Source organism: Herbaspirillum camelliae (assembly GCF_001929405.1).
In the GTDB taxonomy this organism is placed as follows: Bacteria; Pseudomonadota; Gammaproteobacteria; order Burkholderiales; family Burkholderiaceae_D; genus Herbaspirillum; species Herbaspirillum seropedicae.
In genome coordinates this window covers 2397113-2415794 of the sequence record NZ_KV880769.1, presented here as the reverse complement: position 1 = coordinate 2415794, position 18682 = coordinate 2397113, and the positions used below count along the sequence as shown (strand labels likewise).

The following is an 18682-nucleotide window of genomic DNA, read 5'->3' as shown; positions in this document are numbered from 1 at the left end:
GTCAGGCCCTTTGCCATGCCCGCTGGCCAAACAGGCCACTGGGCCTGACCAGCAGGAAGGCCAGCGCCGCCACATAGGCGAACCAGCCTTCGATGCCGCCGCCCACCAGCGGGCCGAGATAGACTTCCGCCAGTTTTTCCAGCGCACCGATCAACAGGCCGCCGACGATGGCGCCCAGCACCGAATCGAAACCGCCCAGCACCAGCACCGGCAGCGCCTTGAGCACCACCAGCGAGAGCGAGAACTGCACACCCAGACGCGCGCCCCACAGCAGTCCTGCGATCAAGGCAATCAGGCCGGCGGTGGCCCACACTGCCGCCAGGATGCGCGGCAGGCGCAATCCCACGGCCAGCGCCGCAAAGCCATCATCGGCCAGGGCCCTGAATTCCAGCCCCAGCCGGGTGTAGCGGAAGAACAGCGAGAGCAGCGTCACCATCAATGCTGCGGTAGCGGCGGCAAAGAGGTCGAAGGAAGAGATCATCATCCCGCCCAGTTGCAGTGGCGTATCGGCAATGCCCAGCTCCAGCGCATGCACCTGCGTGCCCCACAGCAATTGGGCTGCGCCCTCGATCACGTAGGACAGGCCCAGCGTGGCCATGAACAAGCTCATCGGCGATTGATTCTGCAGCGGCCGCAAGACCACCCGCTCGATCGCCAGGCCCAGCAGGATCATCGCCGCCAGCGTCAGCAGCAAGGCCAGCACGAAGGCAATGCCACGCTCCACCAGGCTCACGAAGGTCAATGCGGCAAACAGCAGCTGTGCGCCCTGGGCAAAATTGAGCACGCCCGAGGTCTTGTAGATCAGCACGAAACCGATGGCCACCAGCGCATACATCACCCCGGAGAGCAGGCCGCCGGTCAGCACTTCGGCAAAGAACACCCAATCGAAGTCGGACATCACGCGGCCTCCTGCTGGGTCACGCCCAGGTAGGCCTCGATCACGGCGGCATCCTGGCGCACGGCGGCTGGCGCGCCGTCGGCGATCTTGCTGCCGTGATGGAGCACCACCACGCGGTCGGACAATCCGAAGACCAGGCCGATGTCATGTTCGATCAGCAGGATGGCGGTAGCGAACTGATCCCGTGCGGCGCGCACGAAATCGGCCATCTCGCTCTTTTCGGTAACGGTCATGCCGGCCATCGGTTCATCCAGCAACAGCAGCCGGGGTCGCGCCACCAGCGCGCGCGCCAGCTCCACGCGCTTCTGCAGGCCATAGGGCAAGCCGCCGACCTGGCGCTCGGCATAGGCGCGCAGGTCGAGGAAATCCATCATCTGCTCGGCCTGTGCGCGGGCGTCGATCCGCTCGCGGCGAGCGCGCCCGAGACCGATGATCTGTTCCACGAAGCTGGCCCGCATGGCGTTGACGCGGCCCAGCACGATGTTGTCGCGCACGCTCAGGCTCTTGAACAAGGCCAGGTTCTGGAAGGTGCGCGCCACGCCCAGTCGTCCCAGACGCGCCGTCGGCACCTGCCGCAAGCGCCGCCCGCCCAAGCTGACCGCGCCTTGCGTGGGCCGATACAGCCCAGTCATGACATTGACCAGCGAACTCTTGCCCGCGCCATTGGGACCGATCACGGCCAGGATTTCGCGTTCGTGCAAGGCCAGGTCAACGTGGCGCAGCGCCTGCACGCCGCCGAAGGACAGGCTGACGCCCTCCAGCTGCAGGACGGGCGCAGCACTGGCCCGCACCAGCGGCGCCGCTGCCGGGCTGCTGTGCGCAGAGGGTGCTGCCTCGGCCAGGCCGGGCAGCGTCGCGCCGAGCGTGCCGCCCATGCTCACGCCACCGCTTCCAGGGCGGGAGCAGCGGCCGGGCTGGCCGCTGTGGCTACCTGGCGTGCTTCCAGCTCGCGCACCAGCGGCAGCACCTTCTGGCCGAAGTATTCGACTTCCTCGATGAAGTGCAGGAAGCCGGTCAGCACCAGATCCACGCCGATGGCCTTGAGCGCGACAATGCGCTCGGCGATCTGTTGCGGGGTGCCGATCAGGTTGGTCTTGAATCCATCGTTGTATTGCACCAGATCCTCGAAGGTGGACTTGGCCCAGTTGCCCTCGCCTTCCGGCGAGGCCTTGCCGGCTTGCTTGACGGCGTCGCCAAAGGCATGCACGGCTTCCACGTGGGCGTGGTCGATGATGTCTTGCAGCACGGCCTGCGCTTCTTCTTCGGTATCGCGGGCGATCACGAAGGCATTCACGCCAATGCGCACCTTGTGGCCGTTCTGGGCGGCCTTGGCCTGGATGTCATCGATCTGCGCCTTGAGGCCCTCGAGCGTATTGCCGTTGGTGAAGTACCAGTCCGAGACGCTGGCCGCGTTGTCGCGCGCGGCACGGGAGCTGCCGCCCTGGAAGATTTCCGGATGGGGCTTCTGCACGGGCTTGGGACTGAGGGTGTAATTGTTGAACCGATAGAAATCGCCCTTGAAGGTGAAATCATCCTGGGTCCAGATACCCTTGAGCGCGCGGATGAATTCATTGGAGCGGCGATAGCGTTCATCATGTTCCAGCCAGGGTTCGCCGATGGCCTGGAACTCGCCCTTGAACCAGCCGCTGACCACGTTGATGGCGATGCGGCCATTGGAGATGTGATCGATGGTGGCGATCTGCTTGGCCACCACGGCCGGATGCCACGGCCCCGGCAAGATGGCGGCCAGCACCTTGAGCTTGGTGGTGGCGTGCAACAGGGCCTGGCTGAAGGAAACCGACTCGTGCTGGTATTCAGCGCCATAGCCGGCGGTGAAACGGATCTGGCTCAGGGCGTATTCGAAACCGGCTTTCTCGGCGGTCACGGCCAGGCGCTGGTTGTAGTCCAGGCTCCAGTCGGTGCGCTGCGGGATCGTGCTCACGACCAGGCCGCCACTGACATTGGGAACCCAGTAGGCGAACTTGACGGCGTCGGTGCGGGTGGCGGCTGCGGTAGTGGATGGTGCTTGGCTCATGGAAAATCTCCTGGGGGAAGGGCGTTCATCGGGGATGGAAAGACGGCAATGGACACCGGCCGTTACGCGTGGACGTGTGCCTGGCTCGGCGTAGCAGCGACCGCCTGCAACACCGGCAATGCCCGCTGCACGGTCAGCGCAATGCGCTCCTGCAGGGCCGGGCTGATGATGGTTTCGTTATCGAATTCCAGGGCATTGGCGTACACGCCCAAGGGCAGGGTCAGCGCCTGGAAGAAGGCGAACAGCGGGCGCAGCTGGTGATCGATGGCCAGCGCATGGCGGTCGCTGCCACCGGTGGCGGCCAGCAGCACGGGCTTGCCGATCAGCGACTCTTGCGGCACCAGGTCGAACAGATGCTTGAACAAACCCGAATAGGAGCCGCGATAGACAGGACTGCCGGCGATGAGCACATCGGCCGATTCGATGGCGGCGATCTTCTGGCGTACGGGGTCGGGCAACTGCGCCAGTTCGGTGGCGCTGAGCAACTGACCGCCCAGATCGGACAGCGCCACGACCTCAGTGTGGATGGCAAGGTGCTGGCCCAGTTGCGCGGCGATGGCATTGAGCAGGCCCAGGGTGCGGGAGGGACGGCGGCCGCTTCCGGCGACGATGACGACTTGCAGGGGACGGCTCATGAAGAAGGCTCTCCTTGGATGGCTAGAGGGAACGCGGTCGTTTGCGTCCTGTTCCTTCAGCGAAGAACGTGCCAGCCCGCGAAGCCTTGCAAATCAAGGACTTGCGAAAAACGGTGCTACTGCCACAGCAGCAATGTGCTCGTGGACTGCTGCTGGAGCAGCACTCGCTGTTTTCCTTGAACACTTAGTTTTCAGCACGCCAACAGGCACGCGGCGGTCTGCTTCTGTCTATCGGTACAGCACGACGGAAGATCACCAGCACCCTGTCAGTCAAGCGTTTGCGCCCGGTGATCCAACGTATACCGAGCATGCTTATGCTGAATCGGTCGTTAATCGGCATCGTGCATATTGTTAGAATCGATTGGCGTCTTCTTCCTGCGCCCTCCCCGCGCTGCAGGAACCCTCAGTCCGGAGCCTGACATGCACGCCAGCCATCGCTCTGCCCATCTGTATGCGCTGCCCTCCTCGCCGGAGGGTCACGGCGATCTTGCAGCGCGCACGTCGCCGCCGCTGCTGACCTTGCCCCATGCGCGCAAGCTGGGCACGTCCATCCGCGCCACCGCGCAGGTATTCCATGATCCGGTGTCGCTGGCCTTGCTCGAACGCGTGCAGCGCGTGGCGCCAAGCGACGCCAACGTGGTCATCATCGGCGCTACCGGCACCGGCAAGGAATTGATTGCGCGCCACGTGCACGAGCTGAGCCAGCGGCGGGATGCGCCTTTCGTGGCGGTGAACTGCGGCGCGTTTTCGGAGAGCCTGGTCGAGAGTGAGTTGTTCGGCCATGAGAAAGGCGCTTTCACCGGCGCCATCGCCCACAAGCCGGGCTGGTTCGAGGCCGCCAATGGCGGCACCCTGTTCCTCGATGAAATCGGCGACCTGCCGCTGGCCATCCAGGTCAAGTTGTTGCGGGTGCTGCAGGAACGCGAAGTGGTGCGCCTGGGCTCACGGCGCAGCATTCCCATCGATGTGCGCATCATCGCGGCCACCAATGTGCGCCTGCAGGATGCGGTGGCGGCCGGGCATTTCCGCCAGGACCTGTACTATCGGCTGCAGGTGGTGCAGCTGGCCATTCCGCGCTTGCGAGAGCGGCCTCTGGACATCCTGCCGCTGGCCTATCACTTCCTGCATGAATATCGCCAGCGCCTGGGCTATGGCGCGGCCCGCATCGATGTCGAGGGCGAACGCAAGCTGCGCCAGCATGACTGGCCGGGCAATATCCGCGAACTGGAAAACGCCATCCACCATGCGCTGCTGATCTGCCAGGATGACTGCCTGCGCGCCGAACACTTCCATCTCTCGCATGTGGAGCGGCGGCTGGACTACGCAGTTGCCGCCGCCGACGAGCGCGGCAATGATCCCCTGCACGCCCTGGAACAAGCCTTGCAAAGTCTGTTCAACCAGTCGCAGGAGGGCCTGTTCGAGAAGATCGAGGACACCGTCTTTCGCACCGCCTTCGAATTCTGCGAACGCAACCAGGTGCAGGCCGCGCGCCTGCTCGACATCAGCCGCAACGTGCTGCGGGCGCGGCTGATCCGTAACGGTCAGATCTCGGCGCTGAAATAGGCCGCATTGCAAGATGACAAGTTTTCCTGACGTTTTTTCACAAAAAACTTACAACTAGCCAACAATTAGTAACGATTATCATTTATATTCTGACTCCCGATTATTTGCATGGCAGCTTGAATACTGATGATGATGTCCCGAGGATTCCCCGCCCCCAGCGCCGCCGGCTGGCTGCTGGCGGGTCTGTTCGCCGTAACGCCGCTGGCCTGGGCCGACACCGCCGCCGCCACCGCCACGACCAATGCCCAGGAAGGCGGCACTGCAGCGGCCCTGCCCGAGATCAGCGTATCGGCTGGCCGCGAAAAGAACAGCTACAACGCGCCCTCCACCAGTGGCGCCACCCGCACCGATACGCCGCTGCTGGAGCTGCCGCAATCCGTACGGGTCATGACCACGCAGCAGATCGACGACCTGGGCGCCGTGCGTCTGGCCGACACGGTCGACTACGTCAGCGGCATCAGCCGTCTCAATGACTTCGGCGGCACCTGGGACAACTTCGCCATCCGTGGCTTCAGCAGCACCGACATGGGTTTCCTGGTCAATGGCTTCCCTGGTTCGCGCGGCTACAATCCGCGCCGCGACACCGCCACCATCGAGCGCATCGAATTCCTCAAGGGGCCGGCCTCGGCGCTGTATGGCAGCAGCGAGCCCGGCGGCACCATCAACATCGTCACCAAGAAACCGCAGTTCAGCGCCAAGAACAGCGCCGAAGTCAGCGCCGGCACCGGCGGTCTGCGCCGCGCCACGGTGGACAGCACCGGCCCGCTGAGCCAGAACCTGGCCTATCGCCTCATCGCCATGACCGAAGAGGGCGATAGCCGCTCCAGCCTGCTCAGCAACCGCCGCTCGCTGGTGGCGCCCTCGCTGGCCTGGGTCATCGACAAGAACACCCTGCTGAACTACGAGGGTGAATTCCTCCAGGCCAGCACACCGCTGGATCGCGGCATCATCAATGTGAGAGGCGTGCTGGGCGGCCTGCCGCGTGACCGCGTCCTGAGCGAACCCTCGGACGGCAACATGACCATGCGCAGCAATACCCACCAGCTCACGCTGGAACACAGCCTGTCGGAGCAATGGCGTATGCGCCTGGGCGCCAGCTACAAGGAAAGCAGCTTCGATGGGTTCTACACCGAAGCACAGCTGGGCAACGGCGCATTGCAGGCTGACCAGCGCACCCTGAACCGCACCCGCACCTGGCGTCAGCTGCCCTCGCGCGACATGTCCTTCCAGGGCGAGCTGCATGGCCAATTCAAGACCGGCGACATCGCGCACACCTTCCTCATTGGCGCGGAAGCCTCCAAGCTATGGATGAACACCGAGATCCTGCGCTCGGCCAACACGCCCATCGATATCTACAATCCAGTCTATGGCAGCCCCCTGCTGCCGTTGACCAACCGCACCAGCAGCTCGGACGAGAACCAGCGCGTCAAGGCCCTGTTCGTGCAGGACCAGCTGTCGCTGTCGCCGCAATGGAAGCTGCTGGGCGGCCTGCGCTGGGACCAGTACAACCAGAGCGTGGTCAGCCGCGTCGCTCCCGTCGGGACCACTTCGCAACGCCAGAGCGCCGTCTCGCCGCGCGCCGGCGTCAGCTACCTGCCCAATGCCTGGAGTTCGGTCTACCTGAGCGCGGGCAAGTCCTTCCGTGGCAACAGCGGCGTGGACGTCAACGGCCGCCCCTTCGATCCGCAGCGCTCGACCTCGTATGAAGCCGGCCTGAAACTGCAAAGCACCGACGAACGCCTGGGCGCGAACTTCGCGGTCTATGACATCACCAAGACCAATGTCCTGACCGCCAGCGACAATCCCAACTTCATGGTCGCGGCAGGCGAAGTCAAGAGCACCGGTTTCGAAGCCGATGCCTATGGCCAGCTCAACGCCAACTGGCGTCTCTCGGCCAACTTCTCCTGGGACGACGCCCGCGTGAGCAAGGACCGCACCCTGCCCACCGGCACGCGCCTGGCCAACATCCCGGCCTATAGCGCGGGCCTCTTGGTCATGCGTGAAGACGCCATGGCCAATGGGACGCGCTATGGCGTGGGCGGCGGTGTCAACTATGTGGGCAACCGCTCCGGCAATGCCGCCGACACCTATTCGCTGCCGGCCTATACGCTGGTGAAGCTGCTCAGCTATTGGCAGGTCAGCAAGAACGTGCGCCTGTCGCTGGACGTGCATAACCTGTTCAACCGCAACTACTATCCAGGTTCGTGGAACAACCTCTACGTCATGCCGGGTGCAGAACGTACGGTGGTGGCGCGCATGAAGATCGATCTCTGATCTTTCCGCGCCCAAATTGACATGCCCCCTGCCGCGAGGTCGGGGGCATTTTCTTTGGCGCGTGCGTCAGTACTGCGTCGGCATCAGTGGTGCGCGGTAAAGCCCTGCTGTTCGAGGAACTCGGCCACGCGAGGCTGCCACGATTGCGGGAAGCGCGCAAAGAGCAGGTGCCCATCCTCGCCGTGCGGCGGGAACAGCACGAACTCGCCCTTGCCGCCAGCGGCCTGGAAGGCATTGAACCATTGGCGCGGATAGGTCGGTCCCATCCACTGGTCATTCTCGGTATAGATCCACAGGGTCGGTACCTGGGAGGTCTTGCCGTAGTCGCCGAACATCTGCTCCAGCTTCTGCGGGCCGCAGGGTTGCTGCGGATGGGTCTTGGGATTGCCGCCACCGCCGCCGGCGAAATTGATCGCCGCCTTCAGGCCAGGCACCTGGTGCGAGGCCACCGTGATGGCCGTGGTACCGCCGAACGACTGGCCGACCACCACCACCCGCGCGCCATCGGTCCCCGGCAGCGCCTTGACGGCGTTGATGGTGGCGATGGTCTGCTGGGCGGCGGCCTCGTAGACCGGCGGATAGAAGCGGCTGTTGCAACCGCCGGCATCCTCCAGGTCATCGCCACCGGTCACGCCATAGCCCACGCGGGTAGGGACGGCGACCACGAAACCATAGCGGACGAAAAAGCGCGATGCCACCGTGAAGCGCGCCCGGCCCAGATTGGCCCGTCCGGCGGCCTCGGCTGCGCGGCCGTGGTTGAGCACCAGGATGGGGGCAGGGGCCGGATTGGCGTCATCGCGCCAGATCGTCACGCGCATATTCTGTTCGACCGGTTTGCCGTACATGTTCTTGAGGCTGACCGGCACGTCGATCTGTTGTTCGATCAGTGCCGCATACGCGCCGTTGGCGGCGCCAAGCCCTGCCCCGAGCGTGGCGGCCAGCAAGAGCGGCAGCGGCATGCGCCATGGGCGGCGTAGGCCGGGTCGATGTTCTCTGGTGTGCATGGAAGGCATTTCCTGTGCGGGTGATGCGCATGCAGGTGCACCCCCTGTGGCCCTGCATCGCTGCGATATTCTAAGAGTTTTGTCTTGCAACACCCTGACGGACATGTGCAGCATCGGAGCAAGAGAGAAAGGAAATCCTGGCCTGCGCCGGGCCCCGGGGAATGCCAATGTCGATCACGATGCCGAACGATGCCTGACCAGCCATTGACGCCTGCCGAATGTCAGAGTCCCGGTGCATCCAGCCGATGTCGGCATCGTTCCTTGACCCTGACATGCACGACACGCAAGAGAAACTCCCCCTCCGCTCCGGCGTGCCGCCTGCACGGCAGGCTAACGTGCCCCCCGACACGTTGCCGATCTGCATCGGCACGGCTACTCTATTACAGCCTTGCCAGTTTGATTAGCCCCCGTTTTGCGAATGCATTCATTAACGTTGATTAACAATCATCGTAAAGTCAACGCAGCGGAGAGATTGATCGCCATTCATCCAAATCATTTATTACACTTGTTAAGCCAAAACGACTAATCAATCCCAGCCAGATGTAATACATTCCGGATCTATGACGCGTCTAAAGAAAATCGAGGTTGGCCAGCTCAGCGTAGGGATGTATTTTTCCGGCTTCGATGGGCCGTGGATAGACACGCCCTTCTGGCGCACCAGCTTCCTGGTGCGCAAGGCTTCCGAAATCGCCCGCGCCCAGGCCGCCGGCTATACCTATTGCTGGATCGATACCGACCAGGGCATCGACCTGGCCAGTGCCGAGGCGGATCGCCTGCCAGAAACCGAAGAACCCAACGGCGCCAGCGGCACCTCCAGCCGCTCCGAGCTGGACGACGCCCTGCGGCTCTATGAAAACGCCAAGCAGACCACCCAGCAGATGTTCAAGCAGGCGCGCCTGGGCAAGACGCTGGATGTGGAGAACTGCAAGAACCTGGTCGAGGAAATCGCCACCTCGGTGGCGCGCGACTCCAATGCCTTGCTCAGCATCATCCGTCTCAAACGGGTGGACGAATACACCTATCTGCATTCCATCGCCGTCTGCACCCTGATGGTGGCGCTGGCGCGCACGCTGGGCATGGACGATATCGCCTGCAAGGAAGCCGGCCTGGCCGGTTATCTGCATGACGTGGGCAAAGCCTTCATTCCGCTGGAGATCCTCAACAAACCTGATCGCCTGAGCGAACAGGAATACAAGATCATCCAGCGCCACCCCGCCCTCGGCTACGACTACCTCAAGGGATTCTCGGGTGTGCCCGACTATGTGCTGGACGTCTGCCTGCATCACCACGAGAAGATCGACGGCTCGGGCTACCCCTCGCGTCACCAGGGCAACCAGATCAGCATGTATTCGCGCATGGCCGCGGTCTGTGACGTCTATGATGCCGTGACCTCGGAACGTTCCTACAAGAGCGGTTGGGATCCAGCCGAATCGCTCTCGCGCATGGCCTCCTGGCAGGGGCATTTCGACCGTCCCATTTTCCTGGCCTTCGTCAAGGCGCTGGGCATCTATCCGATCGGCTCCATCGTGAAGCTGCAGTCGGGGCGCACGGCGCTGGTGATCCGGCAAAACCATGTCGACCTCACCAAGCCGGTGGTCAAGGCCTTCGTCACTACGCCCTCCATCGAGGTGGTGGAAAGCGAGATCATCGATCTCTCCGCGCCCGGGCAGACCGATGCCATCGCCGAGCGCAGCGGTCAGGATTGGCTCAAGAGCAACGGGCTGGTGATCGATTCGCTCAAGGCCATGATGGAAGCGTCCGACCTTCCCATGCGCATTTCCGGTTGATCGTGGCGCTGGATCCTGCGGCTTGAGCCAGCGCCTGCCGCTCAGACCGGCGCATCGGGAGGACTGGCAGGCGCAGGATGGCGTCGGCGGAAATAGTCCTCCAGATGCTCGATGCATTTGACGATCTTCTGCGGTGGGCTCTCGCGGTACTTGGTCGTCAGGAACGCGCAATAGACATCCAGCTCCCAATCCGGGAGCACCACCTCGAGCCGGCCGGCATCCAGATCCTCCTGTACCTTGCACGCCAGCAGGCGCGCCACGCCGTGCCCCTGCAAGGCCAGCCGCCGTAGCGAGCGGGCGTGGTTGGCAGTGACGCGCGGCGTGAGGCGCAACTGGGCGCACTGGCCGCCACGGTTTTTCAAGCTCACCTCGACGCTGCTGCCGTGCGGGGTGAAGAACAGGAAATCGTGCTGCGGCAGATCTTCAGGCTGACGGATCGGCGCGTGCGCCCGCAAGTAGGCTGGCGAGGCGCACAGCACCGCCGGCAGCGACGCCAGGTAGACATCGTCCTCGCCGGGCATCTTGCCCACGCGCAGCGCCAGGTCCACGCTCTTGTCCATGAGGTCGATGTTGTGGTCGTTGACATCGATGCTGATGCGCAGCCTGGGATTGGCGCGGATGAAATCGTCCAGCGCCGGCACCAGGTATTCGGAGGCCATGAAGCTGGACGCGGCAATGCGCAGTTCTCCCAGCAACTCCTTGTGCAGGCTTTCGGTGAGCTGGCGCGCCTCGCTGGCCAGGTCCACGATGCGGCTGCAATTAGCGTAGAAACTATGCCCTGCCTCGGTCAGGCTGAGCTTGCGGGTGGTCCGGTGCAACAGGGTGGTGCCGAGCATGGCCTCCAGGGCGCTGATATGCTGGCTCACCGAAGAGGAGGTCAGCCCCAGTTCGCGGGCCGCCTTGGAAAAGGCGCCCAGCTCTACCACCCGGGAAAAGATCACCATGCGCGGCAGGTAATCCATCGCGTTGTTCTTCATCGTCGTGCGCTTTGGGATAGTCGATCACATGAGGCTCGACTATAACGGCATCGTCACGTAATAAAGCGACCAAGCTGCGCGTGAATTACGGTTTATTTTCTCTTAAGTCAGGAAGACGATCCCATTCTGCAAGAGCATCTGTGAGTTTTCTGCACTGCGCACACCGACGCCGGCCAGTCGCAGCAAGCGGCCTGGCTTCAGCCGTGGGTAGCCGTGGCCAGGGTGGAAACGAGAGTGCAGCCGCAGGCGGCGCGCTGCCCATGCAAGGCCACGCTGCGACCATCGATCTGGAAGCTCGGAGCGCCCTCGATAATGGCATTGACGCCATGCCCAGGCAGTGGACACATCACCTTGTCGCCCACCCGCGCCACACCCAGCCCACCGATGAGATGGGTGGTGGAGGCGGTGATGACCCGGCCGCCGTGGGAGGTCGGGTCGCCCAGTCGAATGACGGCTGCAGCCATGGCTTGATCTTTCGCTATGTTGGAAACGACGTCAGTACGCTCACGCATCCAGGCCGAAGAGGCGATCCAGATCCTTGAAGGTGGCTTCCTTGGTCTTGAGGTCGTCGCTGCGCAGTCCCCGATAGAGGCGCAGGTATTGCGCCTCCGGCAGGGACTCCTCGGTGATGCCGTAGCATTCCAGCAGCTTGTTGGTGGCATTGACCAGCGGCAAGGTCTCGGTCTCGGTGCGGATCATGCCGCGCAAGGCTTCCAGCAGCGCCTCGTTGGATTCATCGGCCGGCACGTAGAAGGCGGCGCGCGCGCGCAACGTGCGGTCGGTGCTGGACATGAGCCGCAGGAAGACGTCGATGAGCGCCGGATCGGGCTGGCGGCGATACAGCTCCCAGGCGGCGGCCAGGGCCGCGTCGTCATTGAGCACGCCTTGGTCCAGCAGCTCCCGCACCACCGGCACGGCGCGCTCGGCATCGGCCAGGAACAAGCCCTTGACGCTCTCGTCGGAACCGCCCGGTCTGGTCATCTCCAGCAGATGGTCGAAGGCCTTGCTGCGCTCCTCCGCCGTCATCGGCGCAAAGTAGGTTTCGTTCAGGCCGTCCAGACGCTCCCGGTTGTACATCGTGAAGAAGTCGAGGAAGTGTTGATATGCGCTCATGGTTTTCGTTGGTCAAACTTGAGTAGATCGCCGATGTAATTATCGGACAGAGGATGAGACTGGCCGCCCAAGTCTACGACATGCATCTTGATGTCGGTGATCTGGCCGGTGGTTTTCTTCAAGTCCATCAGCAGGGGCTTTTCACTGTTATGCCAGACGGTGCCGGCATCCCACAGCTTTTCCGGTGTTTGTACCACATTGACGACGCCGGAGGCGCCGTTGGCGTATTTTTCCGAAACGCTGCCCCACAGGCCGCTGGCGTAGGGGCCTGGCTGTCCGCCCGAGGCATTCCAGGGATAGGCCTTGTTGACATCATCCCAGCCATCGATGATGCGCCCGCCTGGCGTGGTTTCCAGCGTCACCCCGCCCATTTTCTCGGCGTAGGCGCGCGCGGCGTCAACCTGACCCAGCTTGGACGCCTGCCCCGAAGTGCCGGACCAGAACACGGCGCCATCCTTGGGCGAGGACACATCGAGCCGCTTGACCACCTCGTCCCAGCTATCGCCCGGATTCTTGGGCAGATACGGGCGCAGGATGCTGCGCGCCTCTTCCAGCTTGGCCGCGGCCAGCGCCTGGTCGCCCGCCTTGGCGGCGGCGTCGGCCTCGTTGGAAAGCTGCGTGATGCGGGCGCGATCGGCTGCCGCAGCCGCATCGACCACGGCCTGCTTCTTGCCGTTCGGGCCGGGCTTGGCCGGATCGACGGGATCGGGCTTGTCCTTGAGCGGCGGTTTGCCGGCGGCGCCGTCGGCAGGCTTGGCTGCGGTCTTGGCGGCAGGTTTGGCGGCGGGCTTGCCAGCTGGCTTGGCCCCAGGTTTGGCCGGCAAGGCCTCCGACTTGGCAGCGGGTGCGGCGTGGGGCGCGGCAGCCGGGGGCTCCTTGGGCAGCACCTGGCCCGGTGTATCCCGCACGCGCTGGGTGGGCGGCTTGGCCGGCGCGGCCTTGCTGGCCTGCACGCCCGCCGATGCGGTATGGGCTTCCTGGGGGGCAGCCTCGGCCAGCACCTTGGCCAGACGCGCATCAAGCTCGGCCAGCGCCTTGGGGATCTTGTTAAGCGCTTCCTGCTGGACGGCGTAGAACTTGCGTTCCCACTCGGCCAGGATGGCGATGCGATGCTTGACGACGTTGAAGTAGCTCAGGCTTTCCAGGTGTACGCGCAGCGACTTGACCATGCTCAGCAGCTTGCCGCTGAACTTGCGCAACGCCGCCATCAAGGCCTTTTCATAGGGCGCGAACTTGACGGCGCGCAGGAACTTCATGACGTCGCCCTTGATGAATTTCTGCAGGAAACGCACCAGTTCCACCAGCTTGGAAGCTTCCTTGATGAGCAGCAGCATCACCGAGCGCAGCGCGGCCCCCAGCTCGGAACCCGCCAGCCCGCCGACGATGGCGCCCACGCCTGCCGCCGCAGCGCCGCCGGCGGCCATGGCCAGGGGCAGTGCGATGACGATCAGGCAGGCGCTCAGCAGCACCCATTCCATGATGTCTTCGCGCTTCTCGGGATGGCTGGCCATGCGCAGGATCACCGCCACGGCGTCGCGCGCACTGGTGACGATGACCACGCCGGGCACGAAGCTCACCAGCATATCGGCCACCACCGCCGAGAGCGGCCTGTTGTCGGCGAACTCGCCGAAGAGTACCGACTTCAACCAATCCATGCCGCCGACCACGCTGCTCCAGGCGTCGTCGAGGATGCTGTGTTCGTCCTTGTCCTGGCTCACGACTTGCCTCCCTTGCCCAGCGCGCCGAGCACCTTGGGCGCCCAGTTGAGCAATTCATGCACGTCCTCGTGCAGTTCGGTGTTGACCATGGAAGATGCTTGCAGCGGTTGATAGTTGTATTCCACCTTGGCGCTGGCGCCCGCCGGCACGCCGCTCAGGCGCGCGATGCCCTGCGCGTCCAGCGTCCCCTTGCGCACGCTGCCATCGCTGAGGATGGCCTTGTAGGCGGCCCCGGCCAGCGGTTCGCCCCAGTCGGTGAGATGGCGGAATTCCATGTCCGAGGGCTGCAGCTCGCTCTTCTGCACATGCGGCATGACGAAGTTCTGGCTAGCCGGCCCCGGCATGGAATGCAACGAGGCCTTGGCCTCCCACTTGCCGGGTGTGCCCTGAGTGATGCCTGCGCTATTGATCTGGATGAAGGAGCCGCCGGCCGAGATTATCACCTCGTCCTTGGCGTGGATCTCGACCCTGCCGCTGGTGGAGAGCAGGCGCGCCACCTTTTCGGCGATGAGGTCCAGATCATCGCTCTGGGCCTGGATTTCCACCTTGCCCTTGGCGGCGAACAATTTCATGCCGGCGTTCTGGGCAAACAGGCTGATCTTTTCCTTGACCGTGGCCAGGAGGCTCTTGCCGGTGGCGATGCTGGTGTCCTTGCCGGAGGTCAGGGTAGTCTCCTGCGCCGAGTGCACCTGCGTGCCCTGGTCGGTGGCCAGGCCGATGCCGGCGGGTGCGGCCATCATCAGCAGCGGCTTCTTGAAGCGATTGGCGCTGCCCTGCCCCTGGCCGCTGTACTTGTCTTCGGTGGCGTCGACGAAGTCCTTGAGGCTGTCCTGCGCGAGCGCTTCCGCACCGGCCTTGGAGGCACTGTCGGAGAGCCCGCGCACCAGGTCCGCGCTGGCCTTCATGAGGCTAGTGGCCTCGCTGGCGTCGAGCTGCGTGCCTTGCGGACCGGGACGTCCATAGCTGCTCAGGTAGAGGCCTTTTTGCGTGACCACCGCGCCGTAGTCATCAGTGCTCAGGGCAAAGCCGGAGCCATAGAAATTCCTGCGTTCATTGTCGGCCTGGCTAACCAGGTAACCGAGATTGAGCTGGGCGTTGGACTGGCTGCTGTAGAGGTGGACGCGGTTCTGGCTGGTGGTGTCATCCATCACCAGCTGGTTGAAGCCATTGCCGCCGAACTCCTTGGACTTCAGTCCTGACAGTCGGCCATCGGTGTGCCATTGCGGCGGCTGCTCCTGGTTGAACAGGCGGCCGGTCGCCACGGGCCGGTCGGGGTCGCCGTTGAGGAAGGAGATGATCAGTTCCTGTCCCACCCGGGGCACCTTGACCTCGCCCCAGTTCTCGCCGGCATTGGGATAGCTCACGCGCACCCAGCACGACGCCTTTTCATCGCCAGGATTGATGCGGTCCCAGCGGAACTGCACCTTGACGCGATTGAGCTTGTCGGTAAACACCTCTTCGCCCTGCGGCCCGACCACCACCGCCGTCTGCGGATGCATCACCGGCTTGGTGTGGTCGAAGGGACTGCGGTAGGGCAGCTTGCGCCGCTGCACTTCAAAGCGATTGAAGCAATGACCGGTGCGGGCATTGCCGCCCTCATCGTCGTTGCTGCGCCCCATCGAGGCCTTGAAGGCATCCAGCTGCGACTTCAGGCTGCCCGGGAAATCCCTGGCCGTGCCGGACAGGGGCAGGTTGTTTTCGATGAACCACTCCACGGCGATGAGCATGAACTGGCTGTCCTGCTTGCTATCGCCGCGATGGGCCGGGTGCTCGGTGAGCGTAAACCAGCGACCGGCCGCCAGGGTGCGCGCCCCGGACACCCCGGTGAAACGCTTCATCGAAGATTCCCACTGTTCCACCCGCAGACGCGCCTGGCGGTCGCCGTCGTCCTGCTTGGCGTAACTGTAGGGGCCGCTGTATTCATAGACTTCCAGCTCGCCCGGCAAGGCCCCATGCTCGGGCAGCACACGCTCCTGGGTCTGCTTCTGGTCGCCCGGCGACTTGTAGTCATCGGTGCGCGTGGCCAGCCGGGTCGAGGCCAGTCCACGGCTGGCGCTCCAGTGCAGGATGCGGTTGACTTCCTCCTGCGTACCCGCACCGTGGAAGGCCAACTGTTCCGGTGACAAGGGCTTGGCCTGGTCGGTGTTGTCGGTGATCACCAGCACATGCCCCAAGCCATCCGGCTTCTGCTCGTGGTAGGCATACCAGCCCTCTTCTTCCATCAGGCGCTGCACGAAGTGCCAGTCGGTCTCGTACTGGGTGCAGTAGGAGCGCGGCAAGGCTGGCGTGGCGATCTCGAAGCGGTAGTTGCCGCGGGCATAGGCGTGCTGGTCGAACACGTCAGCCAGGATGTCGTCGGCCTTGCTGTCCTGCCAGATGCGCGCGTCCTTGCGGTATTTGAGGAAGTGCAGCCACGGCGCCATGCCGATCTGGAAAGAGGCTAACTGGCCATCGCTGCCCAGGCGCCTGGCCGTATGCACATAGCCATGCACAGGCGCGTAATCGCTGCCGTCCTGCTGTAACCAAAGCGTAACCGGCTGGGCGATGAGCTTCTTGAGTTCGATATCGTCGCGGGTGGAGACCAGGTCGATGGTGTAATCGTAACCCCGCCCCAGACGCTCGCTGCCCACCATCCGTTGCGGCAGCAGCACGTCGGGGCCCAGCACGGAATCGAGCTTGAGGATACGTTTTTCCTGGCCGACGAAGGTGTCGGCCAGCGCAGAGAGCGTTGTCAGTACATTGTCCATAGCGCTAGAGGGCAGTAAGCAGACTGGAAAACGGCATTGCCCCCCCCCAGCGCCATGATCAGCATGGGCTGACCACAGTGACACGAACTTGCTCAGGCGAGGACGAACAGGAATGCACTGGCGAGACCATCGCAAGCCCCCGTTTGCATTTTGGTTACGCACGCAGTACCAGCGGCGCCTTGAACAGACGCCCGCAGAAATCGAACCAGGGAGATTGGATGCTAATTATTATTCATTCGCCAACACGTTCCCGTTTTGGGATCAGGCAACGTAAGCCGCTTTGAGCCAAAGCCTGTCGATGAGTTCCCGACACGCCGTCAGCAACAGACGCTTTTCTGCCGATCTTATTGTTGAGCTTGAAGGCCGGAGGCCGCCTCAGCACGCGCGGTGCTGTCTATTTTCGTCAAGCCGATTGACCCTCTGAAACAAGCTTCGATGAACAATCCTCGCTACCTTGATCACAGCAAGCTTGTTCATCGGATTCCACCGCAATGTCCTCGCTTGCGCCTGCCCTATACGGTATGGAGGCGACTTCCTGTCAAACGAAATACCAGAACCACATCAAAATGGAGAACCATCACATGACTGATATCCAAGCATCCGAGCCGCAACAGCCGTCCCTCTACGAACGTCTGGGAGGCTATGACGCCATCTACAAGTTTGCAGGAGAAGTGCTGCGGACCTGTATGAAGCACCCCGCCATTGGCCATATCTGGAGCCACATGTCCGAATCCACCTTTCAGAAGGAGCACATCAATTTTGTCGATTTCCTGTCGGTTCACTGGGGTGGGAATGCGCAATACAGAGGACGCGACATGGTGACCGCACACCGTGGAATGGGCCTCACCGAGGTCCACTGGCAAGCGGTGATGGAATGCATGGACGAGTGCTACGACAACTTTGCAGTTCCCCAGGATATCCGTGAAGAAGTCACGGCCTTTCTGACCAAGTTCAAACCCGCCGTCATCGGCAGCCCATCCTACCGTGACGTCGTGCTGGCCCATCCGGAAATGGACGTGGCCAAGGGAATGAAAAGCGTAGGCATCACTTGGCCCAGACCTTGAGTTTCGTGATCGAACCAAACTTGCTCACCTGGTGATCCATCACCGATGGCTCGCCAGATGATCGTCCGGCGATTTGTTCAACCAGCAAGGTGACTTCCTCCAAAGAGGAATTTCCTTGCCAGCATTCCCTGTTCTTTTTTCATGTCCCATGCGGGGTAAGCAAGTGGGGCTTCGATCTCGCCTTGAGGTTCTCTGCGCAGGTTCAGATGGGACACGATACGCAGCTTCATGGTGAATCCTTCAAGGTAAAACTCAAACAACATGACCTTCCCCCCGCTGCCTGGTACTCAAGCCACCAGCCATCGGCGCGGATCAAGCTTGCACACGATGGCTGCCCGCCTTGTCAAAATATCTGCAGCAACCGCAGGTTCAGACGGAAGTTTTCCTTGAATCCATTGTCCACCGACAAGTCGCGACCGATACTTCCCATGATCTGCGTCTTGGCCGCCACGAAGGTGCTGCCGCCGAAGGAAATCTTCAACTGATTGGGTTGGTCGTGGTTGTCCACGCCATTGACACGGGTCTCACCGCCCCAGGTACGCGACAGCCCGGCGCTTGCATTAGTGGTGGCGGAAAACTGGTAGCGCAGATAGGACTGCAACTGATAAAGCGGCGCCTGACTCATGCTGCCTCGGCCACTTCCATAATCGTTGTTCTTGCCAAAGACCATGACGTCGCCGGTCAGGTCGAGATACAAGGGACCGGATATCTGCTGGACCAGACCGGCTTGCAGGTCGAACTTCCAGCGATTCTCGCCAACGTTGAGGGCGCGGCTGTCGGAATACGATCCGGTGGGCAGGTAGAGATACGGGGCCACCGCAAAGAAGGTCGATTTTGCAGGATCGTTGACGAGCCACACAGGCGCGG

16 protein-coding genes are annotated in these 18682 nt (G+C 62.9%); 4 read left to right on the top strand and 12 right to left on the bottom strand.

Annotated elements, in window-relative coordinates; genetic code table 11:
- Position 1 precedes the first annotated feature (1 nt).
- The 4 genes from BGK68_RS10775 to msuE all read right to left on the bottom strand — a co-directional run bounded on the left by BGK68_RS10775 (position 2) and on the right by msuE (position 3568).
- The gene (locus tag BGK68_RS10775) at positions 2–898 is read right to left on the bottom strand and encodes a branched-chain amino acid ABC transporter permease (protein ID WP_075257098.1); all 897 of its coding nucleotides are present in this window, start codon (positions 896–898) and stop codon (positions 2–4) included.
- Positions 898–1779, bottom strand: a complete 882-nt coding sequence (locus BGK68_RS10770; RefSeq protein ID WP_075257097.1) for an ABC transporter ATP-binding protein — start codon at positions 1777–1779, stop codon at positions 898–900. Before BGK68_RS10770 ends, BGK68_RS10775 begins: the two co-directional genes overlap by 1 nt.
- Positions 1776–2933: a dimethylsulfone monooxygenase SfnG gene (sfnG, locus tag BGK68_RS10765; RefSeq protein WP_075257096.1), complete on the bottom strand. Its 1158-nt coding sequence runs from the start codon at positions 2931–2933 to the stop codon at positions 1776–1778. The genes BGK68_RS10770 and sfnG overlap by 4 nt, the downstream gene beginning before the upstream one ends.
- A gap of 62 nt (positions 2934–2995) precedes the next feature.
- A complete protein-coding gene (msuE, locus tag BGK68_RS10760; RefSeq protein ID WP_075257095.1) occupies positions 2996–3568 on the bottom strand; it encodes an FMN reductase in 573 nt (190 codons plus the stop codon).
- A gap of 420 nt (positions 3569–3988) precedes the next feature.
- Between msuE and BGK68_RS10755 the strand changes: the two genes are divergently transcribed.
- Both BGK68_RS10755 and BGK68_RS10750 read left to right on the top strand, forming a co-directional pair.
- Positions 3989–5131 (top strand): sigma-54 interaction domain-containing protein, encoded by a 1143-nt coding sequence (locus tag BGK68_RS10755; RefSeq protein ID WP_075257094.1) that lies wholly within the window; start codon positions 3989–3991, stop codon positions 5129–5131.
- A 126-nt stretch (positions 5132–5257) separates the two neighbouring features.
- The gene (locus tag BGK68_RS10750) at positions 5258–7405 is read left to right on the top strand and encodes a TonB-dependent siderophore receptor (RefSeq protein WP_075257093.1); all 2148 of its coding nucleotides are present in this window, start codon (positions 5258–5260) and stop codon (positions 7403–7405) included.
- 83 nt (positions 7406–7488) lie between these two features.
- On the opposite strand, the gene BGK68_RS10745 is transcribed toward BGK68_RS10750, so the two are convergent.
- A complete protein-coding gene (locus tag BGK68_RS10745) occupies positions 7489–8409 on the bottom strand; it encodes a dienelactone hydrolase family protein (RefSeq protein WP_075257092.1) in 921 nt (306 codons plus the stop codon).
- A 560-nt stretch (positions 8410–8969) separates the two neighbouring features.
- Between BGK68_RS10745 and BGK68_RS10740 the strand changes: the two genes are divergently transcribed.
- Positions 8970–10196: an HD-GYP domain-containing protein gene (locus BGK68_RS10740; protein WP_075257091.1), complete on the top strand. Its 1227-nt coding sequence runs from the start codon at positions 8970–8972 to the stop codon at positions 10194–10196.
- Between the two features lie 41 nt (positions 10197–10237).
- Here BGK68_RS10740 and BGK68_RS10735 read toward each other — a convergent pair whose 3' ends face one another.
- The 5 genes from BGK68_RS10735 to BGK68_RS10715 form a co-directional block, all read right to left on the bottom strand.
- Positions 10238–11173 (bottom strand): LysR family transcriptional regulator, encoded by a 936-nt coding sequence (locus BGK68_RS10735; protein WP_198937187.1) that lies wholly within the window; start codon positions 11171–11173, stop codon positions 10238–10240.
- Positions 11174–11370: 197 nt separating this feature from the next.
- The gene (locus BGK68_RS10730; RefSeq protein ID WP_075257089.1) at positions 11371–11637 is read right to left on the bottom strand and encodes a PAAR domain-containing protein; all 267 of its coding nucleotides are present in this window, start codon (positions 11635–11637) and stop codon (positions 11371–11373) included.
- Positions 11638–11677: 40 nt separating this feature from the next.
- Positions 11678–12286: a hypothetical protein gene (locus BGK68_RS10725; RefSeq protein WP_075257088.1), complete on the bottom strand. Its 609-nt coding sequence runs from the start codon at positions 12284–12286 to the stop codon at positions 11678–11680.
- Positions 12283–14004, bottom strand: coding sequence for a hypothetical protein (locus tag BGK68_RS10720; RefSeq protein ID WP_075257087.1), 1722 nt, complete (start codon positions 14002–14004; stop codon positions 12283–12285). The genes BGK68_RS10725 and BGK68_RS10720 overlap by 4 nt, the downstream gene beginning before the upstream one ends.
- Entirely contained in the window at positions 14001–16751 is a 2751-nt protein-coding gene (locus BGK68_RS10715) for a type VI secretion system Vgr family protein (RefSeq protein ID WP_075257086.1), read from the bottom strand. The genes BGK68_RS10720 and BGK68_RS10715 overlap by 4 nt, the downstream gene beginning before the upstream one ends.
- 581 nt (positions 16752–17332) lie before the next feature.
- Between BGK68_RS10715 and BGK68_RS10710 the strand changes: the two genes are divergently transcribed.
- The gene (locus BGK68_RS10710; RefSeq protein ID WP_075259779.1) at positions 17333–17815 is read left to right on the top strand and encodes a group I truncated hemoglobin; all 483 of its coding nucleotides are present in this window, start codon (positions 17333–17335) and stop codon (positions 17813–17815) included.
- 77 nt (positions 17816–17892) lie between these two features.
- On the opposite strand, the gene BGK68_RS27810 is transcribed toward BGK68_RS10710, so the two are convergent.
- Both BGK68_RS27810 and BGK68_RS28300 read right to left on the bottom strand, forming a co-directional pair.
- Entirely contained in the window at positions 17893–18045 is a 153-nt protein-coding gene (locus tag BGK68_RS27810; protein WP_158035440.1) for a hypothetical protein, read from the bottom strand.
- A 113-nt stretch (positions 18046–18158) separates the two neighbouring features.
- The gene (locus BGK68_RS28300) at positions 18159–18674 is read right to left on the bottom strand and encodes a transporter (RefSeq protein ID WP_233149291.1); all 516 of its coding nucleotides are present in this window, start codon (positions 18672–18674) and stop codon (positions 18159–18161) included.
- Positions 18675–18682: the final 8 nt, after the last annotated feature.